Raw genomic sequence first — 24,244 nt, forward strand, 5'->3', positions numbered from 1 at the left:
ATTCCAACGCAGGGTGGTTAAACAGGCCGGATACTCTCTTCATCCAGTTCCGCATCAAAAAAAGTCAGCAGAGTCTGAATGGTTTTATCCGTCACAATGGACTGACGCGCCTGCGCCAGCATCTCTTCATAAATAGCCTGCCGCCATTCCAGCGGCGTTTTCATGCTGACATCATCGTCTTCACAAATCGTGAGACTGATAACTTTACCATAAAGTTCACTCAGTGCATCACTCAGCACACTGTGTGCTGATTTTGAATTCAGGTGGCGCTGCGAGGTACGCAGATGCAGACAAATACTGTCTTCCCCGGTCTGCTCTTTCACGGCATTCAGCGCCAGTTGCTGCACCAGTTTCGGCAGCTGCATTTTATCAATATCCGCCGCCCACGGATCCCGTTCCCGGGCAGCAACAGCCAGCTTTTCAGCCACTTCCGGTGTTTTTTCGTGCTCAAGGGCTTTTTTGATATCTTTCGGGCGCGCAACCGGGTTTTTTTCTTCCGGTTCATCCTGTTTCTGCGGACGCCACTGGTACGGCTGCGGTTTTCCGGATGCTTTCGGCTGCGGTGCAGACACAGCACGTCCCCGGCGGTTTTCAGTCACGGCAGCGAGTCGCTCCAGTGCTGAGTTCGCCGGTTTCCCCTTATCCGTTAAGGTAACCGGCTCAGACTTTTTTGACGGCGGGGTCTCCTGCCGGTTCAGCGCATCACGGGCTCTCAGCAGCTGGGCTGTCGGGTTATTTTCCGTTTCCTGCGGCATCACCGGCGGCGGTGTACTGCGTGCCGGTGCGGCCGGTGCTGCGGTCTGCGGTTGTGACGGCAGAGAAACCGGTGCCACGGACGGCGCGGTGATCACGTCATCAATCACATTACGCGGATGAAATGCCAGCGCACGTAACAGTGCCATTTCCGCTCCCATACGTCTGTCCGGCGCATACGGCAGCTCTTTGCGGCCGACCAGCAGTGTCTGGTAATAGAGTTGCAGATCCGCAGGAGCAATAGCCCGGGCCAGGATACGCAGACGCTCTTCTGTCACACCGGCAGCACTGTTTTCCTGTACCGGCAGCAGTTGCAGCATGGCAATTTTATGCAGCGCCGCCAGCATTTCTGTCAGCAGATTATCCCAGTCCGCGCCCCGTGATGCGGCATCGTTCACACCGTTCATCACCTGAACGCCATCCCCTTTCACCAGGGCTTCCAGGATAGTCAGCGGCTGCTCGTCGTCGAGAGTACCGAGCATCTGCGTGACCACGTCCGTGGTCACTTTTCCGGCACCAAGCGCAATCGCCTGATCCGCCAGACTCAGCGCATCACGCATACTGCCGTCGGCGGCACGGGCCAGTAACAGTCGTGCACGGGCATCATTTTCAATCTGTTCTGCGGTCAGAATGGTATCAAGCTGCTGACTGATCTGATCCACATCCAGCGCTTTAAGATGGAACTGTAAGCAGCGGGATAAAATTGTCACCGGCAGCTTTTGCGGGTCGGTGGTCGCCAGCAGGAATTTGACGTGCTCCGGCGGCTCTTCCAGGGTTTTCAGCAGCGCATTAAAGCTGTGGCGGGAGAGCATGTGAACTTCATCGATAAGATAGACTTTGAAACGCCCGCGTGACGGGGCGTACTGGACGTTATCCAGCAGTTCACGGGTATCTTCCACCTTGGTGCGCGACGCGGCATCGATCTCAATCAGATCAACAAACCGCCCCTGCTCAATTTCCAGGCAGTTCCGGCATTTGCCGCACGGCGTGGCGGTGATGCCCTGCTCACAGTTAAGGCCTTTGGCAAACAGGCGTGCCAGGGTGGTTTTTCCGACCCCGCGGGTACCGGAAAAGAGATAGGCGTGGTGCAGCCGCTGATGTTCCAGCCCGTTTGCGAGCGCTGTCAGAACATGCTGCTGACCGATAACCTGTGAAAATGTTTGTGGTCGCCACTTACGGGCAAGGACTTGATAGCTCATGGATTCCGCAGAGAGTGAACATGATTTTCCATCATGCTACCACAGCCTCACCACAATGGGCGAGGCTGAGTTTGCGTTTAATACGGGGAGAGACTCAGCCGCCGGCATATTCCAGCAGGCAGAAGCTGTGTACACCTTCCGCTTCAAGGCGTTTCGCGCCGCCGAGATCCGGCAGGCCGATAATAAAGGCCGCCTCATGCACTTCACCGCCCAGACGGCGGATCAGACGGATGGTCGCATTGACGGTGCCGCCGGTGGCCAGCAGGTCATCGACAACCAGCACATTGTCACCGCTGCTGATGCTGTCTTTATGCATCTCCAGGGTGTCAGTGCCGTATTCCAGATCATAGGTTTCGCTGAGGGTATCACACGGTAATTTCCCTTTTTTGCGGACCGGGACAAAGCCGACACCCAGACGTAACGCAACCGGTGCGCCGAATAAGAATCCGCGGGCTTCAGTGCCCACGACTTTGGTGATCCCTTTGTCTGCGAAATGCGCCACCAGCATATCAATCGTCAGACGATAGGCTTCAGGGTCAGACAGTAATGTGGTGATGTCGCGAAACAGTACCCCTTCCTTAGGATAGTCAGGGATAGTCCGGATACTTTCTTTAATAAATTGCAGTTGTTCAGCAGTTGCGCTCATAATAGGTGCCATAGAGAGAACACGAAACCTCAGAATCTATGCAAATCAGGGGAAAATTGCAACCGTATCCCGTGACTTTGCCGGTTATTTGTTGTTTTATATCAAACAGACTAAAAAATGCTTCCGTAGTTATCAGATCCTCAACAACGATCCCGGGCACATTTCACTGAGGCGGATATGAACACCAGACAATTGTTACAGGCGCTGCGGCAGAAAATCAGCGCGCTGGAAGCGCAAATTGCCCCGATAGCAGACCGGGAGCTGAGCCAGCGTTGCTTCGATGATACCCTGTTCGCCGCCCGTAATAAAACCCTGCGTCTCTGCATGGATGAATTACTGCACCATACTGATCAGCTTGAGCTGTGTGCGGATGAAAACCGGGCAGAACAGGTACGCTTTCTGGCGGAAAAAATTGTTGCCCAGATTGCGGCACTGAGCCGCGAAGCGGCAACGCAGTCCCTGCGGCAGAAAGAGCAAAGCTATGTGAAACGGGACAGCCAGGTGGATCTCTATCAGCGTCTGGCGCAGCATCAGGATTATGAGCGCCGGCTGGCACAGATGACCGATGACCGCGAGCTGGCCCTCGGCCGCGCACAGACCTTTGCCGAACAGCAAAAACTGCAGAAAGAGCTGGCAGCACTGGCCGGACGCCTTGTCCGCTGCCGTCAGGCGCTGCAGCGGATAGAGCGGCAGATTGAACGCCACGACGGCACCGAATTTTAATCAGATACCGGATATCCCCATGAGTCTTGAAAATGCCCCCGATGAGGTAAAACTGGCGGTCGATCTTATCTGTCTGCTGGAAGAGAACCGCATCCCGCCCGTAACCGTGCTCGCGGCGTTACAGATTGTCCGTCGCGATTATGAAAACAAACTGCGCGATACTGACGGTGATCAGGCCGGCTGAGCGCCGTCATCCTTATCTTTTCCCTGCACCTGCACTTCTTTACCGCTGTTCTGATCGTGGAGATACACTTCCAGCTGGTTGAAGGCGATATTGATATCGTTTTCGCGCGCCATCCGGTCAATCGCGCGGTTCACTTCATCCGTGGTGGCACTGCGGTCACCGATGGTGCGCACATAGAAACGCAGCTGGTGATCGAGACTGCTGGCACCAAACTCGGTAAAATACACGCCCGGTGCCGGGTCAGTCATTACTTTCGGGTTATCGGTGGCGGCTTTCAGTAAGACCTCTTTCACTTTCGCCAGATCCGAACCGTAAGCCACACCGACATTAATCACAATCCGCGTGACCGTATCAGACAGTGACCAGTTGGTCAGGCGCTCGGTCATAAAGGCTTTGTTCGGGATAATCACTTCTTTGCGGTCAAAATCAATCACCGTGGTCGCACGGATACGGATTTTGTTAACCGTACCGGAGAAGGTGCCGATAGTGACGGTATCGCCGATGCGGATCGGGCGCTCGAACAGAATAATGATACCTGAGACAAAGTTGGCAAAGATTTCCTGTAACCCGAAGCTGAGACCGAAGGTTAAGGCTGCCGCCAGCCACTGTAATTTACCCCACGACACCCCGAGCGTACCGAACGCGGCAATCGTCCCGATCCCGACAATCAGGTAAGTCAGAATCGTGGTGATGGCGTACGAGGTGCCCTGACGCAGTGAGAGACGTGAGAGCACAAGGACTTCCAGCAGCCCCGGCAGGTTGCGCATCATTATCCAGGAAATCACCACAATCAGGACAGACAGGATAAGATCCCCGAGCGTAACCGCCTCTGCCACATTCCCCAGCGCGGTATCGACGTTGTAATGCCACAGAGTGATACTGTCGAAGAAGGAGAATATGGTAATAAAATCAGACCATATACCGTAGAACGCCACCGCAAAGACAATAAACAGAACCATCGAGGTCAGCCGCAGCGACTGCTGGTTAATCAGCTCCATCGACATCGGCGGCTCTTCCACAATCATATCCGGGACATCATCCCCCTCATGTTGTTCTTTATGCTGAACCTGCTGTTTCTGACGGCGGGCCAGCGCACGCTGATAAGTCAGCCGCCGCGCCGCCAGAGCCAGGCCGCGCAGACAGGTGTGATACACCATATACCACATCAGCAGCAGATAGAGGCTGTCTATCCAGCGGCTGCTCAGGCGCAGCGCCGTGTAGTAATACCCCAGACCGACCAGCACCACCAGAACCAGCGGGGAGAACGTCAGCAGGGTCAGCAGAAACGCCCGCACCAGGTGAGAGCCTTTCTCGCGCCAGATCTCAATGCAGAACGGCAGTGTGAATGCAAAGACGAACACCAGCGCCACCGGCACCACCAGCTGACCAATCACATCATCCACCAGACGCAGCGGATATTCCATGCCGTAAGCGGCCCACAGCATAATCGGCAGCAGCGGCAGGGCCAGACGCACCAGTCTGCGGCGGCCGGTACGGCAGATCTCCGGGTCAATCCCGAAGTGCGTGACCGCAATTCCTTCCGGTTTCATCACCCGGTAGCTCCACTCGAACAGCACCCAGAAGAGAGCCAGCTGGCGGGAGATAGTCCACATCAGCGCGGAATCCGCACTGCCGGTTTTCAGGCAAAAATACCCGAAAGCGATCACAAGCAGTGAGGAAGGCAGGGTTTTGATCAGCGTCAGCCCCAGCGCCATCGGCGTGTATATCTGCCGGTCTTTTTTCAGTCGTCCGACATCGGCATTAATTTCAGCCAGTTTGGTATCAATATTCTTGGTGCCGAAACGCAGCAGCAGCGCAATAATCAGCAGCGGAATGGTAATAAAGAGGGAATTGACAAAACCGTTGACCAGGCTTTGCAGTGACCAGTTCAGATCCAGTGACGTCAGCTCCTGTTTGGCTGCGCCCGGGAAAGACTGAAACCAGGCCAGGTTTACCGGCTTGTTACTGTTGACCCAGAAAATCTGCTGCGCGAGGGTTTTCTCCAGTGAAGCCACTACGGTAACCAGCTGAGTCTGATCCAGCTGCAGGTTAATCGCCTGGGAAATCTGGTTGCCCATCTGGGTATTCAGCTGATCCAGCAGATCCTGACGGACGGACACCACCTGCATCAGTGCATGCTTCTGAGCCCGGAGATCCGCTTCGGTCGCCGGTACATCATGGGTTTTGGCGTATTCATCAATCAGGGTACTGACGAAATTGTCCGGCTGATAAAGCTTGTCGCGCTGTTGGTTGATTTCAAACTGCGCCAGGCGCATATCCGCAATTCTGTCCGGTAAATCCTTAATCAGCAAATCCGGCGGCAGGTTGATCTGCTCTTTAAACAGGATACGGGAGAGCAGCAGACTGCCGCGCAACACCGTAATCTGCTCTTTGAGGTTGCGCTCGGATTGCAGCGCGCGATCCAGAATACTGCGTATTTTAATCGTGCGCTGCACCAGCTGGTTATTATCACGGGTAGCGGCGACCAGTTTTTCACTTAAATCATGATTGAGCGCGATTTCACGCTGCACCAGCGGATCGTCCTGCATATTACGCGGGGTATCATCCGAACTCTGAGCCTCTTTGGCTGCTTCTTCCGAATAATCCAGCCGTTTACTGCTGACGGTTTCCTGAATCACATCAATATTGCTTTCCAGCTGCCTGATGCGTTCCACCACATAGTCACGCTGCACCTGCAGCAGGTTCTGCAGCAGGGTGTTCGACTGTAATGCCCGCTTCTGATAATCAATCTGCTGCTGTAAGTAATACTGCTCTACCTGAAGGGCTTCAATTTCCGTCGGCCGCAGCACTTTCTGGGCCGCCATAGAGTCATTCAGTTCAACTCGGATCTGCTGCAGGCGCTGCACATTGGCATACATAATATTCTGCGCGCGTTCAGGCTGAGTCTGGAGTGCAATCAGATCACTGTTATAAGAAGAGAGGTTATTCTGTGCGGTCTGCAACGCCTCAAGGGTGCTGTTAAGTTTCATCTCCAGCTGTGAGAGCGGCAGATTCTCAATGGAGGCCCGGTACTCCGCCACGCCTTCATCCGTTAATGATTTAATCTGCGTTAATTTTTGTGTGACCTGATCTGACAGTTTCGGGGCTTCATCCACCCGTTTTTTCAGTGCCTGTGATTTCTCTTTCAGGGCATCGAGATTGTCATAAAACACCAGCGCCCGCTCCAGATCCTGCACTGATAACTTATCAGCAGCAGTCTGCTCTTTGCGGTTATTCAGGGCATTGAGTTCGGTCTGAATGGTGTTACGGTCCGGAATATCCGGCGCGGCCGCCAGTGCACTGTTCTGAACCAGTACCGGCAGCAGAAAGATAAAACAGGTAAAAAGACGGAGGAAAATCTGCCTCAGCAGACCGGAAGCCGGGACACGGCTGATTCGCTTCATAATAATATCCACCTGTATCTGCCCTTCCCCGGCTGTTTGTTTCAGGTTATCTGATTAAAAGGTAATGATTTTTTCTGCATCCAGTGACCACTGTGCCAGTTCGGCCAGCGTCCCGACCTGCACACCGTCCACCAGCGGAAGCTCAGTGATACCGCGCGCATCGGTACAGGTTTTGCACAGCTTAATCTCTGTTTTCTGTGCCGCCAGGATCTCCAGCATCTGTTTCAGGTTATAACCTTCTTTCGGCTGCTGACCGCGTAACCCGGCAACCACCGCATCTGACATCAGAAAAATATTCATCGGCACCTGAGTATCCTGCTCTTTAATCGCAATTGCCAGACGCAGAGCATTAAATAAAGATTCACTGCCATACGCAGCGCCGTTAGCAATAATTAATACAGGCTTCATACATGATATCCTTAAGGTTAATGTTATAAAATGTAAATCAGGCGTCTGCCGACGGTAGTTGCATATTTTTACTGAGCATTAACATATCCAGATAACCGTCAACCAAATATTCGGCCTGCCCGCTGATATTAAAACTCTCGCTGGAAAAGAGCCAGTTTTCTAACAGCCCGGTTATCATCCCGCGCAGCATAATAGCCGCACGGCGCAGGTCGAGGGTTGACGGCAGCAGCCCCAGTGTGACGCTTTCTATCAGAAAAGATTCTATTCTGGAGTATTCCGCAGCATATAAATTTTGCCTGATGGTAATTAATTCGCTCATTTCACCGGTAAATTCACATTTATGAAATGAAATGCTCAAAATAGCCCGCATTTTGGGATCGGATGCCACAGACGTCAGAATGTAAATTAATATTTTCTTAAACACTAAAAGTGGATTATCCGGGTATTTTGCCCGATACTCTTGTTCAATAAAGCCAATTTTCGTATCGGTTATCGAACAGACTTCAGTAAACAGATCAACTTTATTTTTGAAGTGCCAATAGATCGCACCACGGGTCACACCTGCTTGCTTTGCAATATCCACTAATGACGTCGCAGACACGCCCCGCTCACTGAAGGCGGTCAATGCGGCATCAATAATCTGCCGGCGGGTTTCGCCGGCCTGTTGTTTAGTTTTTCGTGCCATGTAAGGCCTGTGTCATCTGAAGTTAATTTACATACATTCGTGTATGTTTGTATTATAGCACGCTGATTTATTAGTTAATCAACCATATTTACCGGTTAAAAATCGACATTTTATAGAGGTTTACTATGCGAAAAAACAGAGGCGTTCTACCTCTGGCGATGCTCGTTCTGTCCGGGAGCTTTCTGCTGTCCGGATGTGGTGAAGAGCAGAAGCAAGGGGGCGAAATGCCACCGCCGGATGTTAAAGTTGTCACACTGAAAGCTGCACCACTGACAGTGAGCACAGAACTGCCGGGACGAACTTCTGCTTACCGCATCGCGGAAGTACGCCCTCAGGTCGGCGGCATCATTTTAAAACGCAACTACAAAGAAGGAAGTGACGTCAAAGAAGGCGAATCGCTCTATCAAATTGATCCGGCTCCTTTTCAGGCCACGCTGAACAGCGCGCAGGCTGAACTGGCCAAAGCCAGAGCAAATGCCGAACTGGCCCGCCTGACAGTGAACCGCTATAAACCGTTGCTGGGAACAAACTATATCAGCCGCCAGGATTATGATGAGGCGGTCTCCACATACGCACAGGCTCAGGCTGCAGTCCAGGCTGCACAAGCCGCTGTTCAGACAGCACAAATCAACCTGAACTACACCAAAGTTACATCACCGATTTCCGGCCTGTCCGGGAAATCAAACGTGACTGAAGGTGCATTAGTGGCAACGGGTCAGACCCAGGCACTGACACTGGTTCAGCAGATTGACCCTATCTATGTGGATGTGACTCAGTCCAGCGATGATTATCTGCGTCTGAAACACGAAATCGCCAGCGGTGTCGTGGATAAAGAACAGGGTAAAGTGGCGGTCAGTCTGGTGACAGCGGAAAACAAAGATTATACCCATAAAGGTTATCTGGAATTCTCCGATGTGACGGTTGACGAAACCACCGGTTCTATCACCATGCGTGCCGTGTTCCCGAACCCGCAGGAAACCCTGCTGCCGGGCATGTTTGTCCGCGCCCGTGTTGATGAAGGTGTGCGTCCTGACGCCATCCTGATCCCTCAGCAGGGTGTTATCCGTACAGCCAAAGGGGGTGCGGTGGTTAACATTGTGAACGCCAAAAATGAAATCGAAGTCCGTCCGGTCACTGTCGGTCAGTCTTACGGCAGCTCATGGCTGGTCACATCCGGTGTGAACGATGGTGAGCGCGTGGTGGTTGAAGGCTTCCAGAAAATCAAAGCGGGTGCTGCCGTTAAGGCAACAGAAGCAGATTTAAATGCACAGCCGGCGGCTGCGCCGAAAAATACTGAATCTGCTCAGAAGTCCCAATAAGGAGTCAGTGATTCATGCCAAAGTTTTTTATTGAAAGACCGATATTTGCATGGGTAATCGCCATTATTACCATGCTTGCAGGTCTGTTGGCGATCATGAAACTGCCGGTGGCACAGTATCCGACTGTTGCACCGCCGACTATTTCAATTTCCGCAAACTATCCGGGCGCCGATGCCGAAACGGTTCAGAACACGGTAACGCAGGTTATCGAACAGAACATGAACGGTATCGACAAAATGGTGTACATGTCTTCAACCAGTGACTCAGCGGGTAACATGAATATCTCGCTGACCTTTGAAGCGGACGCCAACCCGGATATTGCTCAGGTACAGGTTCAGAATAAACTCCAGCTGGCAATGCCGCTGCTTCCTCAGGAAGTTCAGCAGCAGGGGATTACGGTTGAGAAATCAGCCAGTTCATTCCTGCTGGTGGCGGGTTTTATCTCTGAAGACGGCTCAATGTCACAAAATGACATTGCGGACTATGTCGGCTCCAACATCAAAGATCCGATCAGCCGTGTCGGCGGTGTGGGTGAGACCCAGCTGTTCGGCAGCCCGTATGCTATGCGTATCTGGCTTGACCCGGATAAACTGGTTAAATACAACCTGAGTACGATTGATATCATCAATGCCATTCAGGTACAAAACAACCAGGTTGCCGCCGGTCAGTTAGGGGGAACCCCGCCGGTACCAAACCAGCGCCTGAACGCCTCCATCATTGCACAGACCCGTCTGAACAGTCCTGAGCAGTTTCAGGAAATCATGCTGCGGGTTAACACTGACGGCTCCGTTGTCCGCCTGAAAGATGTGGCATATGTTGAACTGGGTGCAGAAAACTACGGCAGTATCGCCCGCTATAACGGTAAACCGGCAGCGGGTATCGGGATCAAACTGGCGACCGGCGCTAACGCACTGGATACCGCCAAAGCAGTCCGCGATACACTGAACAATATGTCCGAGTTCTTCCCGGACGGTCTGACTGTTGTTTATCCGTACGATACGACACCATTCGTCAAAATCTCCATTTTCGAAGTGGTGAAAACACTGGTCGAAGCGATCATGCTGGTGTTTGTGGTGATGTATCTGTTCCTGCAAAACTTCCGTGCAACGCTGATCCCGACAATCGCCGTACCGGTGGTACTGCTGGGGACCTTTGCCACCCTCGCCGCCTTCGGGTATTCGATCAATACCCTGACGATGTTTGCGATGGTACTGGCAATCGGTCTTCTGGTGGATGACGCCATCGTGGTGGTGGAAAACGTCGAGCGTGTTATGCAGGAGACCGGCCTGCCGCCGAAAGAAGCCACAAAAGTGTCGATGGTTCAGATCCAGAGCGCCCTGGTCGGTATCGCCATGGTGTTATCAGCGGTATTTATTCCGATGGCCTTCTTCGGCGGGTCAACCGGGGCAATCTACCGTCAGTTCTCGATTACCATTGTTTCCGCGATGATATTATCCGTCTTCGTGGCACTGATCCTGACACCGGCACTGTGTGCCACTATGCTTAAACCAATCACCAAAGGCAGCCACGGCACACAAACCGGGTTCTTCGGCTGGTTTAACCGTATGTTTGAGAAGCAGACCAACCACTACACCAACAGTGTGGGCCGTATGCTGCGCGGGACCGGGCGTTACCTGCTGATCTATGTGCTGCTGGTTGCAGGCATGATCTTCATGTTTACCCGTCTGCCGACATCGTTCCTGCCTGAAGAGGACCAGGGCGTACTGCTGACGATGGTTCAGTTATCTCCGGGCTCCACACAGGAACAAACCCAGATTGTTCTTGATGGTGTCAGTAAGTACTATCTGGAAAATGAAAAAGACGTGGTTGAATCTGTCTTTACCGTTAACGGCTTCGGCTTTGCGGGTCAGGGACAGAATATGGGTCTGGCGTTTATCGTTCTGAAAAACTGGGATGAACGTAAGGCGAAAGAAGATAAGGTGGAAGCGGTTGTTGCACGCGCCAACCAGCACTTCTTTACCGATACCTCAGCCATGATCTTCGCGGTTAACATTCCGCCGATTGTGGAACTGGGTTCATCCAGCGGCTTCGATCTCGAACTGATGGATAACGCCAACCAGGGTCATGAAGCACTGACCGCTGCCCGTAACCAGTTACTGAAGATGGCAGGCGAGCATCCGGATATGCTGGTGCAGGTGCGTCCGAACGGGATGGAAGATACCTCACAGTATCATATCCATGTCGATCAGCAGAAAGCAGAGGCATTAGGGGTTGATATCCAAACCATTAACGCCGCGCTGAGCACCATGTTCGGCGGCAGCTACGTCAACGACTTTATCGACCGCGGTCGTGTGAAGAAAGTGTACGTACAGGCTGATGCCCCGTTCCGTATGCAGCCGAAAAATATTGCTGAGCAGTATGTCCGCAATAATCAGGGTCAGATGGTACCATTCTCTGCCTTTATCGATACGCAAAAGGATCCGTGGACCTTCGGTTCACCGCGCCTTGAACGTTATAACGGTATTCCGGCTATGCAGATTCAGGGCAGCGCCGCACCGGGTAAAAGTAGTGGTGATGCGATGGCACTGATGGAAAGCATGGCGAAAGAACTGCCGCAGGGCTTTGGTGTTGAATGGACAGGTATGTCTTACCAGGAAAAACTGTCCGGTAACCAGGCACCTGCACTGTATACTATCTCTCTGATTGTGGTCTTCCTCTGTCTGGCGGCCCTGTATGAGAGCTGGTCGGTTCCGTTCTCTGTTATGCTGGTGGTTCCGCTCGGGGTTATCGGCGCACTGTTACTGACCCATGCACGCGGGCTGGATAACGACGTGTACTTCAAGGTCGGCCTGCTGACAACCATTGGTCTGTCGGCGAAGAACGCCATCCTGATAGTGGAATTCGCCAAAGACCTGATGGAGAAAGAAGGTAAAGGGCTGATTGAGGCAACACTGGAAGCCGTTAAGATGCGTCTGCGTCCTATCCTGATGACATCACTGGCCTTTATGCTCGGGGTTATACCATTAGTCCTGAGTAACGGTGCCGGTTCCGGTGCACAGAACGCCGTTGGTACCGGGGTATTCGGTGGTATGATCGCCGCGACCTCACTGGCTATCTTCTTCGTGCCGGTCTTCTATGTGGTTATCCGCCGCCGCTTCAGTAAGAAGAGTGACGACATTGAGCATGCGCATGCGGTCACGCAGAAAAGTGATAGTCCTGACGGATTTTAATCCTGCTTAAACATAAAAAGGTCACATTAGTGACCTTTTTTATATTTTTGACATGACGAATATTTTTAAATTTGAGTAAGAAAAACTTAAATAAACAATAGATGAGTGTAAATTATTACTTTTCGCAAATGTAAGGTTTTGTCATAACACGTTATGATTCATCACCTGCCCTTCCTCATAAAAATTCAGTAAATTTAAGCAGATGAGTAATAACAGACTGTGCATCCACGCATTTATTCTGTATTTAAATTTACTTTTTTTGTATTTTGGCTAGTGACAAGAGCCGAAATAGTGTTATATTACCAACAGGGTTAACTCAGACCTTTTTATCCACATCTTTTTCCGGAACATCACGTTCACTGACTGAAACAGATTAACACGTAATCAGCGTCTGGTTATCCGCTTGTGCTGAACGGATCTTTACGTTACCTTTATTTATAATTAAAGGCTGATGCTATATATAATATACCGACGTCGATAACGTAATACCTTACTCATGTGTTAATTATAATTTAACGTTTTTCAGCGCCTTATCATTCCCGGTTACATTCAGGAGGTGATTATGGACGAGTATTCTCCACGAAATTACGATATTGCGGTATTGAAGTATCTGTGTGATGAACTTTGCCGTGAAGGCACGCAAACGCTCATCAGAAGCAATAATTATTGGGTTAATGATTTAGCCTCAGATTCAAACTTAAAACTTAACGAATTATTAGGTTACATTGCTGACGTAACCTGGAGTTTTAAGATAAAACATACACAAAATAAGGACCTCATCTCATTTGTCGATGAATACATCGATGAAACTTACGCGCTGTTTGGTCAGATGGAAGTTTCATTTAATGACGTTGAGGAATGGAAGAAGATGGCATCACTGGTAAGCAGCATGCTGACCAGCGAGGGGCATCTTGTCCACTAACGGAATACAGACTTATATATCAGTATATTGCGTACTAACAACTCAGCAAGAAGATAACATATGATGACTAAACTGGACTATCTCATGCGCTTACGTAAGTGCACTTCAATTGAAACACTGGAACGTGTCATTGAGAAGAACAAATATGAACTGACTGATGACGAGCTGGAGGTTTTTTATTCAGCTGCTGATCATCGTCTGGCCGAATTAACCATGAATAAACTGTATGACAAAATCCCGGCATCTGTCTGGAAGTTTGTCCGTTAATTCAGTCTGCTGTAACTGCCTCTCTTTCAGGCAATAGTCTTATTTTTAGTGATCCCGGGCCAAAGGCACAACTGGCTGACTTTGGCTTTCGCTCATGCCCGCTATTTATCCCGCTATTCTTTACCTATATTACGATACAGATATAATTTATCACAAAAGCATATATTTTATGTTTGTTTCACTCACCAGGTTATTAAATTCCGGTACGTATTTATTAATACACCGGCTATACAGAAAATTTCATTTTCACTATTTACCACTATAATGTGTTAAATCAAAAATAAAATTTTTATCTGAACATGCTGTTTTATGTGAAACTCATTCTTTTATACTGACAACATAAAACAAATTTTACACATATTGCTATATCCTTATATCTGATGTTATCTGCTGAACGTCCCGGTTTGTGCAGACAGAGATAATGTTAAATCATGAATATATGAACAATATGCGCCGGATGAATATCAGAAGATATCGTCTGTTCAGACAGGGAGATTCAGAATCAGGAACGGGATAATCACAGAGACGGGTACAACTGAAATGGGTGGGGGCCCTGCCAGCGACATCCCGGCACACAATTCCCCTGCTATGGCTGCTTCCTTCCGGACCTGACCGAGTTAACAAGTTCATGTTGCGGGAGAACCAACAAAGCCCCCATAGGAACCCTCAATAATGAGGCGGTGCCATTATCCGGGATCAGCACTGAAATAGCAAGACAACCGGCGCTGACCGCTGTATTTTTACACACTACTGACATAACAACAGATCTCTGCCGGCCGGGACCGCACATAACGGCGGTTTATCATTTTTCAATTGCACTGACAGCGATTAGAATGACCGGTTCCTGCTGAAATACTTAATAAGGGTAACTATGAGCCTGGCATTAGAAAACCTGATAAACCTGATGGCACTCGAAAAACTCGAAGACGGGTTATTCCGGGGGCAAAGTGAAGATCTCGGCCTGCCGCAGGTCTTTGGCGGACAAGTTGCCGGACAGGCACTGTATGCAGCGGGACAGACTGTTCCGGCTGATCGCCGCGTTCATTCATTCCACAGCTATTTTCTGCGCCCGGGCGACAGCCATAAACCCATTATTTATGATGTGGAAAATTTGCGTGACGGCAAGAGTTTCAGTGCCCGCCGTGTCAGCGCTATTCAGAACGGAAAACCGATTTTCTATATGACCGCCTCTTTCCAGGGGGAAGAGAGCAGTTTTGAGCATCAGAGTACCATGCCGGACGTTCCCGGCCCTGACGGACTGGCCTCTGAAACCGATATCGCCCGCAAGATTGCCGCGAATCTGCCGCCGAAAATGCAGGCGCTGTTCCTGCGGGAACAGGCCATTGAATGGCGGCCGGTGCGGTTTTACAGCCCGTTTCAGAACCCGGAGAATCCACCGGTGCGCTATACCTGGCTGAAAACCAACGGCGCAATGCCGGATGATCAGGCGCTGCATCAGTATCTGCTCAGTTATGCTTCTGACTACAATTTCCTGCCGACTGCTCTCCAGCCGCACGGCTACGGCTTTATGCAGCCGGAAATTCAGATTGCCACCATCGATCATTCAATGTGGTATCACCGCCCGTTCCGGCTGGATGAATGGCTGCTGTATGCGGTGGAAAGCCCGACAGCGTCCGGCGGACGCGGATTTGTCCGGGGTCACTTCTATAATCAGGCCGGTGTTCTGGTTGCTTCGACGGTGCAGGAAGGTGTTCTGCGCTTACGGGAGAAGTAAATATCCCGCTGACAACAATAAAAAAAGCCCCCGCTGCACAGTTGTGAGCGGGGGCTTACTTTTTTACGGCTTATGACCGGTTATAGGCCTGTTCGCCGTGCGTGCTGATATCCAGCCCGTTGATCTCGTCTTCCTCTGTACAGCGCACACCGGTTGTCAGTGCCGCACATTTGAATGCGATGTAAGTAATCACTCCGCTCCAGAGCACAGTCACCAGGATACTTTCCGCCTGAATCCATACCTGATGCAGCATAGTGACACCTTCCGCGTAACCGGTACCGCCGAGCGCAGACGCAGTAAAAACCCCCGTCAGCAGGCAGCCCGCAATACCACAAACCCCGTGGATCCCGAAGACATCGCAGACATCATCCGCTTTCAGGCGGCGTTTCAATGCGGTGACGCCCCAGTAACCGGCAAGACCGCTTATCAGCCCGATGACGATTGCCCCGGCGATACCTACTGTCCCGGCCGCAGGGGTGATCCCGACCAGACCGCCGATACAACCGGAACACGCGCCGAGAAGTGAGGGCTTACCCCGCATGCACCACTCTGCAGTCACCCACGCCAGCACACCCGCTGCTACCGCAATCACCGTATTCAGAAAAGCCAGCGCCGCAATACCATCCGGTTTTCCCGCCGACCCGGCATTAAACCCGAACCAGCCGATATAAAGGATCGCCGTGCCGGTAAAGACCATCGGCAAACTGTGCGGTTTGGTGGCAGTTTTGCCCGGTAACAGGCGCGCTCCCAATATGTAAGCACCAACTAACCCGGCAACTGCTGCATTGATATGCACAACCGTACCTCCGGCAAAATCCAGCGCGCCATCTTCCGCCAGCCAGCCGCCGCCCCAGACCATATGCGCCATCGGCACATAAGCCAGAGAGAACCAGATAACAGTAAACAGCAGAAAGGCAGTGAATTTTATCCGCTCCGCCAGTGCACCGGTGATAAGCGCAACAGTAATCGCCGCAAATGACCCCTGGAAAATAACATGCGTCAGCTGGCTGATGCTGCCGCTGTTACTGACAGGCGTGATCCCGCTGAGAAATGCATTCGACAAGCCGCCAATCACACCATTTCCGTCAGAAAATGCCATACTGTAACCGTAAAAAACCCATAACAGCAGTACCAGTGCGAAACTGACAATCACCTGTGTCATGACTGACAGCACATTCTCACGCCGTACCAGTCCGCCGTAAAACAATGCGATACCGGGAAGTGTCATAAAATACACCAGTGCGGCGCAAATCAGCATAAAACCATTATCCGCACGATCCATTCCTTCCGTTGCACTGAAGGCCGGAAACGGCAGCACTGAAGACATCACAACAGGCAGGATCATTTTTCGTTTCATCATCTGAGTATCTCCGCGCGGTTTAAATAGCTTCATCATTTTGTTCACCGGTACGGATCCGCACCGCCTGTGTAATATCTGAAACAAATATTTTCCCGTCACCGATACTGCCCGTGTATGCCGAGCGGCAAATTGCCTCAATAATGCGATCAAGGGAATCATCAGGCACAACAATATTAATCTGTGTCTTCGGCAGAAAATCCGTGCTGTACTCTTCACCCCGGTACAACTCAGTATGCCCCTTCTGTCTGCCCGCGCCCCGCACTTCCAGTACCGTTAATCCCTGAATACCTTCTTCGTTCAGCGCATCTCTGACGTCATTAAGTTTAAAAGGCTTGATGATGGCCATTATCATTTTCATCGCATTCTCCGCTTCAGGTTGCTGGTGTCCTGCGGATAAATTGCAAAAGTGATGCCAATAAGCAGAGTGAAAATTAAATCCATTGATAACAATGGGATAGAAATAAAAAAGGTGCCTGATTTATCAGGCACCTTTTCCGGTGATGCGGGGATTGCACTTTTTTACAGCATCATGCACCTGTTTATGTGAACGATCTCACAATTATAGTGCAGGGGCAGCGTTCTCTTCCGGGGCATTCAGTGATTCCCCGACCTGCTGCAACTGATACATCTGGTAGTAGCGGCCCTTCTCTGCCAGTAACGCCCGGTGAGAGCCGTATTCCGCCATTTCGCCGCGGTTAAGCACATAAATGGTATCCGCATCAACAATCGTGGACAGCCGGTGTGCAATCACCACCAGTGTGGTTTCACGGCGGATCAGCTGTAAGGCTTTCTGAATAGCCTGCTCCGTGCCGGAATCGATATTCGCGGTTGCTTCATCCAGAATCAGGATTTTCGGGGTCTGCACCAGCACCCGTGCCATGGCCAGCAACTGTTTCTGCCCGTCAGACAGCGTATTACCCTGCTCGCCCAGTTCAGTATCCAGCCCGTATTCAAGCTGTGAGACATGTTCACTCAGCTGAACCATCTCCAGCACCCGGTGAATGCGCTCATCATCAATATCCCGTCCGAGGGTGATATTGTCGCGGAAGGAAGCGGCCATAATGACCGGATCCTGCTGCACCATCGCGATGCCCTGCCGCAGTGCTTTATGTGAAAATTGTTCCAAAGGACGCCCGCCGAGGCTGATTTCCCCGGCCTGCCACGGATAGTAGCCCATCAGCAGGTTTGCCAGTGTGCTTTTCCCGCTGCCGGTGTGCCCGACAAAGGCGACAAAACTGTGCTCCGCCACATCAATGCTGATGTCGCGCAATACCGGTTTTCCCGGCTGATAGGCAAATGTCAGGTGTGATACACGGATACTGCCGCCGGTCAGCGGCTGATCATCCGCCCCGTATTTCTGCTGCGGGCTGTCCATCAGCTCAAAAACACGCTCACCGGAAATCACCGCCTGCTGTAAAACAGACTGCTGGGATGTCAGCGTGATCAGCGGTTCATTCAGCCGCCCGAGGTAGGTGATAAAGGCGTACAGCACCCCGACACCGATAACACCGGTGCCTCCGATCCCGAACAGCAGCATCAGGCCGCAGAGGATCGCCGCCGAAAACAGGCTCAGCAGCGGACGCAGCAAAATGCCGTCCAGCCGCAGGGCTGCCATTCTGACCTCATAATGGCGGCGGTTGGCGGCAAACATCCGCTCCCCGAAACGCGCCTGCTGACGAAACTGCTGAATCACCGTCATGCCACTGATAATTTCATGAAAACCATCATTAATATCCGCCAGATAACTGCGCACCCGGCGCACAATCGGCGTACTCAGCCGCTGATAGATCCACATCACCAGCATCACCGCCGGGAACATGGCGGTTGCCACCAGCGCCATCCGCCAATCCAGGGAATACATGGCGATCAGCATCACCACAATCAGCGCCACGCTGCGGAACAGTGTCGGCAACACGTTAACAAACAGGTCTTTGATCATCTCGGTGTCATTGGTGACACGGGAGATCAACTGCCCGACCGGCTGAGTATCAAAGGCGCTCAGCGGCTGACGCAGCGCGGCATCCATCACATCTGCGCGCAGTGTCTGTACCACACCGACAGCGGCCCGGTTAAAATAGATAAGCTGAAAATAGTGCAGCAGTGAGGCGGCAATCTGTAAAGCGATAAACCCGGCCACCAGCAGCAGGGTCACCGGCAGGACAATCTGGTTTTTAGCCACCATATTGTCGATAAAATAGCTCACCAGAACCGGTGCCGCCACTTCCGCAATGGCAGTCAGCCACAGCATCACAATGGCGACCGCCATCGGGCGGCGGTAGTTACGGCCATAGCCGAGCAGACGTTTCAGCGACGGCCACAGGTTTTTTGCCGTTTCCGGACGGGTCTGTTCACTCATCGAGCGCGGCCTCTAACTGCTGATAATGATACATTTCGCGATACCATCCGTTCTGATTAATCAGTTCCTGATGACGCCCCTGCGCACTGATGCCGCCCTGTTGCAGCACAAGAATATTGTCGGCTTCCATCAGTGCTGAAAGCCGGTGAGCACTGATAATCACCGTACGGCCTTCCCCCCAGTGCCGCAGATTCTGCAGGATCCGGTATTCCGTCTGCCCGTCCACTGCGGAAAGTGCATCATCAAGGATCAGGATCTCGGCATCCATCAGCAAAGCGCGGGCAATGGAGATCCGCTGTTTCTGTCCGCCGGACAGCATCACACCCCGCTCACCGGCCTGAGTCTCATAACCGAGCGGTAATCGTTCAATATCATCGTGAACGCTGGCCAGCCGGGCCGCGTGTTCAATCTCTTCCTGTGTCGCCCCGGGCCGTCCCAGCGCAATATTGTTGGCGATAGTATCGGAGAACAGAAACGGCGTCTGATTCACCACCGCCAGCCGGGCATGCCAGCCGTCGAATGTCAGTTCCGGCAGCGGTCTGCCCTGAAAACAGATATTTCCCGCTGTCACATCATAATGACGCTGGATCAGTGCCAGCAGCGTGGATTTTCCGCAGCCGGTCGGGCCGCACAACCCGAGCAACCGGCCCGGTCTGAGGGTAAAACGGATATCATGCAGAACCGCACGGCGGCTTTCCGGATAACAAAATTTATCCACTGCCACTGACAGCTCACCGCGCCCCGGTTGCGGGGATTCGGTGCCGTCCGCCAGTACCGGCGGGGTTTCCAGAAGGGATTGGATCCGGCTGTAGGCCGCGCTGCCGCGTTCCACAATGTTAAACATCCAGGCTAATGCCAGCATCGGCCAGATCATCAGCCCGAGATACATAATAAAGCTGGTCAGCCCGCCGAGCGTCAGTGTGCCCTGCACCACCATCCAGCTGCCGCCGGCAACCGCAAGCAGGTTTGACATCCCGATCGCCATAATAATGGTCGGGTCGAACCGGGCATCTATTTGTGCCACATGCATATTTTTGCGTCCGGCTTCCGCCGCAACAGATTCAAACCGGGAAGACTGGTGATCTTCCAGGCCAAAGGCTTTAATCATCCGGATACTGCTGAGACTTTCCTGTGCGTGGTTATTGAGAGAGGAGAAAGCGCCCTGCGCTGTTTTAAAACGCTGATGCAGCTGCTGCCCGTAACGTTTAATCGCCAGAGCCATCAGCGGCATCGGCAGCAGGGAAAGCAGAGTCAGCTGCCAGCTGATCTCAATACTCATCGTCAGCAGCACCGCCAGCCCCATGACAAAAGAATCCACCAGCGTCAGCACGCCCTCGCCGGCGGCAAACACCACTTTGTCCACGTCATTGGTACTGCGGGCGATCAGGTCACCGGTCCGGTAACGATGATAAAAGGCCGGTGACTGGCGGCTGAACTGCTGATAAAAATCCTGCCGCAGACGCACCGCCAGCTTGTAGGAGGCACCGAATAACCAGACCCGCCAGATATAGCGCAGGATATAAATCACCAGCGCGATAAGCAGCATCACACCGACCCAGCCCCACAACGCTGAGGTGGTCATCGTCTCTTTGGTCACGCCGTCAACAATGATGCCGACAAAGCGCGGCGGCAGGATCTGTAACACCGCGATAATGATCAGAAAAGTGACCGCACCGGTATAGCGCCGCCATTCACTGAGGAAATACCATTTTAATTGGGCAAATAATCTCACAGGATCCCGTATAACATCTCAGGTTAATAATCAGTCCGCTTTGCATTTCTCCGGAATCGGCAACGCGGTGGTGTACTTTATGCGCTCCATCGCAAAATTGGAAGTCACATCAATTAAACCGGGCACACCGTTCACCAGTTTTTTGTAGAAATGATCGAAACATTTCATGTCCACCACTTCGACCTGCAACATGTAATCAAATTCCCCGGCCATCCGGTAAAATTCGACCACGTCAGGCATATGCCGGACAAATTCCACAAACTGAGTATACCACTCGCTGCTGTGGTGCTGTGTCTTGATCATGACGATCACGGTCAGTCCCAGCCCGAGTTTTTCCGGGTCCAGCAGCGCCACACGTTTGCGGATATACCCTTCATCCTCCAGCCGTTTCAGCCGTTTCCAGCAGGGTGTGGATGTCAGGTTCACCGCTTCGGACAGGGTGTTCAGTGATAATGAAGCATCTTCCTGCAAAAGCTGTAACAATTTACGGTCTGTTTTATCTAACATATCGCCACCAGAGAGAATAAATTTCTCCATATCATGCATGATACAGAAAATAGAAAAAGCCTTTTCTCTCACAGAATTGCTAAGATGCATCAACAGACCGTGAGGAGATACTACATGACAACCCAATGGACAACATCCGCCATTAATGCCATTCAGGCCGATTATCAGCGCAGTGCGGACACCCACCTGATCCCGCTGGAATTACCCGTTTACCCGGGGGTTTCATTATATCTCAAAGATGAAAGTACTCACCCGACCGGCAGTCTGAAACACCGCCTGGCGCGTTCACTTTTCCTGTACGGCCTGTGTAACGGCTGGATCCGTGAAGGCACGCCGGTGATTGAGGCATCTTCCGGCAGTACCGCTGTCTCAGAAGCTTACTTCGCCCGCCTGCTCGGCCTGCCGTTTATCGCCGTGATGCCGCGCTGTACCGCACGCCGTAAAATTGAACAGATAGAGTTCTACGGCGGACAGTGCCACTTTGTGGACAGCAGCGCACAGATTTACGCGGAATCCGAGCGTCTGGCCCGCGAAACCGGCGGACACTATATGGATCAGTTTACCTATGCCGAGCGTGCCACTGACTGGCGCGGCAACAACAATATCGCCGAAAGTATTTACCGTCAGATGTCGCGGGAAGCCCATCCGGTGCCGCGTTACATTGTAATGAGTGCGGGCACCGGCGGTACGTCAGCCACCCTCGGCCGGTTTATCCGCTACCAGGGGCATGACACAAAACTGATTGTCGTTGATCCTGAAAACTCCGTTTTTCATGACTGCTACCATCAGAAATGCTCACATCTGCGCTGCGATACCGGCAGTAAGATTGAGGGTATCGGCCGTCCGCGCGCAGAGCCGTCCTTTATCCCGGGCGTAATTGATGATGTGATCAAAGTCAGTGACCAGTGCAGTATCGCCACCCTTTACTGGCTGGAAAAACTGCTCGGCCGCCGTACCGGAGCCTCCACCGGCACCAATGTCTGGGGCGCCCTGCAACTGGCAAAACAGATGCATGAACGGCAACAGAGCGGTTCCATTGTGACACTGATTTGCGACAGCGGCGAACGCTATCCGGACACCTATTACAACCCGCAGTGGGTGGCGGACAATATCGGTGATCTGACTGACGCACAGGCAACACTACCCAAATGGTGATACAGCCGTTACCATAAACCTTATCTTTTTATAATGAGGTTTAGCGATGAAACGTGCTGTGGTCGTATTCAGTGGCGGGCAGGACTCCACAACCTGCCTGATTCAGGCACTCCGTAACTATGATGAAGTGCATTGTGTGACGTTTGATTACGGACAGCGCCACCGTCAGGAAATAGACGTTGCCCGTAAACTCAGTCTGCAACTGGGTGCGGCAGCACATAAGGTGCTGAATGTCTCTCTGCTGAATGAACTGGCGGTCAGCAGTCTGACCCGTGATAACATTCCGGTTCCGGGATTCAGTGAAAGTGAAGAAAGTGATATCCCGAATACCTTTGTCCCCGGCCGTAATATCCTGTTTCTCACTCTGACGGCGATTTATGCCTATCAGGTCAATGCCGAAGCGATTATCACCGGTGTCTGTGAAACCGATTTTTCCGGTTATCCGGATTGCCGGGATGAGTTTGTCAAAGCACTGAACAAAGCCGTCAACGCCGGTCTTGCCCGTGATATCCGCTTTGAAACCCCGCTGATGTGGCTGGATAAAGCACAGACCTGGGCGCTGGCTGACTATTACGGACAGCTGGATACTGTCCGCACAGAAACACTGACCTGCTATAACGGTATTCAGGGGGATGGCTGCGGGGAATGCGCGGCCTGCCATCTGCGCCGCAACGGGCTGGACAACTATCATGCTGATCGCAGTGCTGTTATGGCCGCCATGAAAAAAATCACCGGCCTGCAATAAGCGCCTGTTACGCCCGGCACCCCGCCGGGCATTTTTCTGTACTGGCGGTGATCAACTTTCTTTCGGTGCCGCCAGCAACTCAAATTTATCACGGATTTCCCCTTCAATCGGGATCGCTTTACCGGTTTTCATATTCACAAAGACAAAGGTCACTTCCGCATCCGCCACAACCTGCTTATCTTCCTGACGGGTAATAATCTGTTTGAGAATACCGCTTTTCTGACCCGCGTGCTGTAAATAGCTGTCTATCACCAGCCGTTCTCCCACATACACCGGCAGCCGGTAGTTAATATTGATATTCACCACCACCACGGCAATATCCATCTGTTTAAACCAGCGGTAAGCATCATAGCTTTCCAGCCAGTCCCAGCGGGCGGCCTCCAGAAACTCCAGATAACGCGCATTGTTAACATGTCCGAAGGCATCAATATGGTAGCCAATCACTTTAATTGTGGTGCTCATAATATATCTCCCTTTACTTCTGTTTCCGGTATTCCCTTCCCCGTCAGCCCGGGGAAGGGAAATCAGCCTCTGCTGATCTTACAATGCTATTTTATCACTGTTCATCGTAAAAATACGTTCACCAATACCATATACATCCTTCAGTTGTTCCGCAGAAGTAAATGGCCCGTTTTCCGTGCGGTACTCCACAATCCGCTGCGCTTTTTTCGGCCCGACACCACTGAGTTCCCGTGCCAGCTCTTCCGCTGTCGCGGTATTAATACTGATACGGTTTTCCTGTGAGACAGACGGCTGAACCTGCGTACTTTCTGCCGGCTGTGCCGCCTGAGCCAGTGCGGATGTGCTGAAAAAACCGCCGGTTAAAAGTGCTGAAGTTAATAATAATGCAGATGTCCATTTTGTTTTCATGCTATTTCTCCTTTTGTGTTTAGCACGAAACGGAGTGTCGCAAAAATTTTTTCTGCCGGGGGATTTTCAGAACAGAAATGCGA

General features: G+C 51.9%; 21 protein-coding genes and 1 other RNA gene. 9 read left to right on the forward strand and 13 right to left on the reverse strand.

Features of this window, described 5'->3' with window-relative positions:
- Window positions 1-17: 17 nt before the first annotated feature.
- Together dnaX and apt are read right to left on the reverse strand one after the other, a co-directional pair.
- Window positions 18-1,952: a DNA polymerase III subunit gamma/tau gene (gene dnaX, locus U868_RS0101225; protein ID WP_025151702.1), complete on the reverse strand. Its 1,935-nt coding sequence runs from the start codon at window positions 1,950-1,952 to the stop codon at window positions 18-20.
- Between the two features lie 94 nt (window positions 1,953-2,046).
- A complete protein-coding gene (gene apt, locus U868_RS0101230) occupies window positions 2,047-2,610 on the reverse strand; it encodes an adenine phosphoribosyltransferase (RefSeq protein ID WP_392496458.1) in 564 nt (187 codons plus the stop codon).
- 165 nt (window positions 2,611-2,775) lie between these two features.
- Here apt and priC point away from each other — a divergent pair, with 165 nt between their 5' ends.
- Both priC and rsmS read left to right on the forward strand, forming a co-directional pair.
- Window positions 2,776-3,321 carry a primosomal replication protein PriC gene (gene priC / locus U868_RS0101235; protein WP_025151704.1) on the forward strand — a complete coding sequence of 182 codons (546 nt, stop codon included), beginning with the start codon at window positions 2,776-2,778 and terminating at the stop codon, window positions 3,319-3,321.
- A gap of 19 nt (window positions 3,322-3,340) precedes the next feature.
- Window positions 3,341-3,505, forward strand: a complete 165-nt coding sequence (gene rsmS / locus U868_RS24350) for a pleiotropic regulatory protein RsmS (protein ID WP_071997680.1) — start codon at window positions 3,341-3,343, stop codon at window positions 3,503-3,505.
- On the opposite strand, the gene mscK is transcribed toward rsmS, so the two are convergent.
- Genes mscK through acrR form a run of 3 tightly spaced genes read right to left on the reverse strand, consistent with a single transcriptional unit; the run spans window position 3,493 to window position 8,002 of the window.
- Window positions 3,493-6,909 carry a mechanosensitive channel MscK gene (gene mscK / locus U868_RS0101245; protein WP_051583009.1) on the reverse strand — a complete coding sequence of 1,139 codons (3,417 nt, stop codon included), beginning with the start codon at window positions 6,907-6,909 and terminating at the stop codon, window positions 3,493-3,495. The two genes, rsmS and mscK, sit on opposite strands and share 13 nt — an antisense overlap.
- Before the next feature lie 54 nt (window positions 6,910-6,963).
- Window positions 6,964-7,317: a DsrE/DsrF/TusD sulfur relay family protein gene (locus U868_RS0101250; protein ID WP_025151706.1), complete on the reverse strand. Its 354-nt coding sequence runs from the start codon at window positions 7,315-7,317 to the stop codon at window positions 6,964-6,966.
- Window positions 7,318-7,354: 37 nt separating this feature from the next.
- On the reverse strand, window positions 7,355-8,002 hold the full coding sequence (gene acrR, locus U868_RS0101255) for a multidrug efflux transporter transcriptional repressor AcrR (RefSeq protein WP_025151707.1): 648 nt from the start codon (window positions 8,000-8,002) through the stop codon (window positions 7,355-7,357).
- Window positions 8,003-8,127: 125 nt separating this feature from the next.
- Between acrR and U868_RS0101260 the strand changes: the two genes are divergently transcribed.
- From U868_RS0101260 to U868_RS0101280, 4 genes are all read left to right on the forward strand, one after another.
- Window positions 8,128-9,321 (forward strand): efflux RND transporter periplasmic adaptor subunit, encoded by a 1,194-nt coding sequence (locus tag U868_RS0101260; RefSeq protein ID WP_025151708.1) that lies wholly within the window; start codon window positions 8,128-8,130, stop codon window positions 9,319-9,321.
- 14 nt (window positions 9,322-9,335) lie between these two features.
- A complete protein-coding gene (locus U868_RS0101265) occupies window positions 9,336-12,512 on the forward strand; it encodes an efflux RND transporter permease subunit (RefSeq protein ID WP_025151709.1) in 3,177 nt (1,058 codons plus the stop codon).
- 562 nt (window positions 12,513-13,074) lie between these two features.
- Window positions 13,075-13,434, forward strand: a complete 360-nt coding sequence (tomB, locus tag U868_RS0101275; protein WP_025151710.1) for an Hha toxicity modulator TomB — start codon at window positions 13,075-13,077, stop codon at window positions 13,432-13,434.
- Between the two features lie 63 nt (window positions 13,435-13,497).
- Window positions 13,498-13,701 (forward strand): HHA domain-containing protein, encoded by a 204-nt coding sequence (locus U868_RS0101280; protein ID WP_024474604.1) that lies wholly within the window; start codon window positions 13,498-13,500, stop codon window positions 13,699-13,701.
- 551 nt (window positions 13,702-14,252) lie between these two features.
- On the opposite strand, the gene ffs is transcribed toward U868_RS0101280, so the two are convergent.
- Window positions 14,253-14,349: signal recognition particle sRNA small type (gene ffs / locus U868_RS24355), an RNA gene on the reverse strand.
- Window positions 14,350-14,572: 223 nt separating this feature from the next.
- On the opposite strand from ffs, the gene tesB reads away from it, so the two are divergent.
- On the forward strand, window positions 14,573-15,436 hold the full coding sequence (tesB, locus tag U868_RS0101285) for an acyl-CoA thioesterase II (RefSeq protein WP_025151711.1): 864 nt from the start codon (window positions 14,573-14,575) through the stop codon (window positions 15,434-15,436).
- Window positions 15,437-15,506: 70 nt separating this feature from the next.
- Here tesB and amtB read toward each other — a convergent pair whose 3' ends face one another.
- From amtB to U868_RS0101315, 5 genes are all read right to left on the reverse strand, one after another.
- Window positions 15,507-16,796 (reverse strand): ammonium transporter AmtB, encoded by a 1,290-nt coding sequence (gene amtB, locus U868_RS0101290; protein ID WP_025151712.1) that lies wholly within the window; start codon window positions 16,794-16,796, stop codon window positions 15,507-15,509.
- A gap of 19 nt (window positions 16,797-16,815) precedes the next feature.
- Window positions 16,816-17,154 carry a P-II family nitrogen regulator gene (locus U868_RS0101295; protein WP_025151713.1) on the reverse strand — a complete coding sequence of 113 codons (339 nt, stop codon included), beginning with the start codon at window positions 17,152-17,154 and terminating at the stop codon, window positions 16,816-16,818.
- Window positions 17,155-17,355: 201 nt separating this feature from the next.
- Window positions 17,356-19,152, reverse strand: a complete 1,797-nt coding sequence (locus U868_RS0101305) for a SmdB family multidrug efflux ABC transporter permease/ATP-binding protein (protein WP_025151714.1) — start codon at window positions 19,150-19,152, stop codon at window positions 17,356-17,358.
- Entirely contained in the window at window positions 19,145-20,884 is a 1,740-nt protein-coding gene (locus U868_RS0101310; protein ID WP_025151715.1) for a SmdA family multidrug ABC transporter permease/ATP-binding protein, read from the reverse strand. Before U868_RS0101310 ends, U868_RS0101305 begins: the two co-directional genes overlap by 8 nt.
- A gap of 30 nt (window positions 20,885-20,914) precedes the next feature.
- Window positions 20,915-21,391 carry an Lrp/AsnC family transcriptional regulator gene (locus U868_RS0101315; protein WP_025151716.1) on the reverse strand — a complete coding sequence of 159 codons (477 nt, stop codon included), beginning with the start codon at window positions 21,389-21,391 and terminating at the stop codon, window positions 20,915-20,917.
- Between the two features lie 114 nt (window positions 21,392-21,505).
- Here U868_RS0101315 and U868_RS0101320 point away from each other — a divergent pair, with 114 nt between their 5' ends.
- A complete protein-coding gene (locus U868_RS0101320) occupies window positions 21,506-22,546 on the forward strand; it encodes a PLP-dependent cysteine synthase family protein (RefSeq protein ID WP_025151717.1) in 1,041 nt (346 codons plus the stop codon).
- A gap of 46 nt (window positions 22,547-22,592) precedes the next feature.
- On the forward strand, window positions 22,593-23,291 hold the full coding sequence (gene queC, locus U868_RS0101325; RefSeq protein ID WP_025151718.1) for a 7-cyano-7-deazaguanine synthase QueC: 699 nt from the start codon (window positions 22,593-22,595) through the stop codon (window positions 23,289-23,291).
- Between the two features lie 51 nt (window positions 23,292-23,342).
- On the opposite strand, the gene U868_RS0101330 is transcribed toward queC, so the two are convergent.
- Both U868_RS0101330 and U868_RS0101335 read right to left on the reverse strand, forming a co-directional pair.
- Window positions 23,343-23,753, reverse strand: a complete 411-nt coding sequence (locus tag U868_RS0101330; RefSeq protein ID WP_025151719.1) for an acyl-CoA thioesterase — start codon at window positions 23,751-23,753, stop codon at window positions 23,343-23,345.
- Window positions 23,754-23,831: 78 nt separating this feature from the next.
- Complete coding sequence (locus U868_RS0101335) at window positions 23,832-24,161, reverse strand: ComEA family DNA-binding protein (protein ID WP_025151720.1); 330 nt, start codon at window positions 24,159-24,161, stop codon at window positions 23,832-23,834.
- Between the last annotated feature and the right edge of the window lie 83 nt (window positions 24,162-24,244).

The sequence above is a fragment of the Morganella morganii H1r genome (assembly GCF_000633515.1).
GTDB classification, from domain to species: Bacteria; Pseudomonadota; Gammaproteobacteria; order Enterobacterales; family Enterobacteriaceae; genus Morganella; species Morganella morganii_B.

Excerpts from the sequence above, each read along its gene's own strand:
- dnaX (WP_025151702.1), bottom strand. The coding sequence starts at position 1,952 with ATGAGCTATCAAGTCCTTGCCCGTAAGTGGCGACCACAAACATTTTCA.
- apt (WP_392496458.1), bottom strand. The coding sequence starts at position 2,610 with ATGGCACCTATTATGAGCGCAACTGCTGAACAACTGCAATTTATTAAA.
- priC (WP_025151704.1), top strand. The coding sequence starts at position 2,776 with ATGAACACCAGACAATTGTTACAGGCGCTGCGGCAGAAAATCAGCGCG.
- rsmS (WP_071997680.1), top strand. The coding sequence starts at position 3,341 with ATGAGTCTTGAAAATGCCCCCGATGAGGTAAAACTGGCGGTCGATCTT.
- mscK (WP_051583009.1), bottom strand. The coding sequence starts at position 6,909 with ATGAAGCGAATCAGCCGTGTCCCGGCTTCCGGTCTGCTGAGGCAGATT.
- U868_RS0101250 (WP_025151706.1), bottom strand. The coding sequence starts at position 7,317 with ATGAAGCCTGTATTAATTATTGCTAACGGCGCTGCGTATGGCAGTGAA.
- acrR (WP_025151707.1), bottom strand. The coding sequence starts at position 8,002 with ATGGCACGAAAAACTAAACAACAGGCCGGCGAAACCCGCCGGCAGATT.
- U868_RS0101260 (WP_025151708.1), top strand. The coding sequence starts at position 8,128 with ATGCGAAAAAACAGAGGCGTTCTACCTCTGGCGATGCTCGTTCTGTCC.
- U868_RS0101265 (WP_025151709.1), top strand. The coding sequence starts at position 9,336 with ATGCCAAAGTTTTTTATTGAAAGACCGATATTTGCATGGGTAATCGCC.
- tomB (WP_025151710.1), top strand. The coding sequence starts at position 13,075 with ATGGACGAGTATTCTCCACGAAATTACGATATTGCGGTATTGAAGTAT.
- U868_RS0101280 (WP_024474604.1), top strand. The coding sequence starts at position 13,498 with ATGACTAAACTGGACTATCTCATGCGCTTACGTAAGTGCACTTCAATT.
- tesB (WP_025151711.1), top strand. The coding sequence starts at position 14,573 with ATGAGCCTGGCATTAGAAAACCTGATAAACCTGATGGCACTCGAAAAA.
- amtB (WP_025151712.1), bottom strand. The coding sequence starts at position 16,796 with ATGATGAAACGAAAAATGATCCTGCCTGTTGTGATGTCTTCAGTGCTG.
- U868_RS0101295 (WP_025151713.1), bottom strand. The coding sequence starts at position 17,154 with ATGAAAATGATAATGGCCATCATCAAGCCTTTTAAACTTAATGACGTC.
- U868_RS0101305 (WP_025151714.1), bottom strand. The coding sequence starts at position 19,152 with ATGAGTGAACAGACCCGTCCGGAAACGGCAAAAAACCTGTGGCCGTCG.
- U868_RS0101315 (WP_025151716.1), bottom strand. The coding sequence starts at position 21,391 with ATGTTAGATAAAACAGACCGTAAATTGTTACAGCTTTTGCAGGAAGAT.
- U868_RS0101320 (WP_025151717.1), top strand. The coding sequence starts at position 21,506 with ATGACAACCCAATGGACAACATCCGCCATTAATGCCATTCAGGCCGAT.
- queC (WP_025151718.1), top strand. The coding sequence starts at position 22,593 with ATGAAACGTGCTGTGGTCGTATTCAGTGGCGGGCAGGACTCCACAACC.
- U868_RS0101330 (WP_025151719.1), bottom strand. The coding sequence starts at position 23,753 with ATGAGCACCACAATTAAAGTGATTGGCTACCATATTGATGCCTTCGGA.
- U868_RS0101335 (WP_025151720.1), bottom strand. The coding sequence starts at position 24,161 with ATGAAAACAAAATGGACATCTGCATTATTATTAACTTCAGCACTTTTA.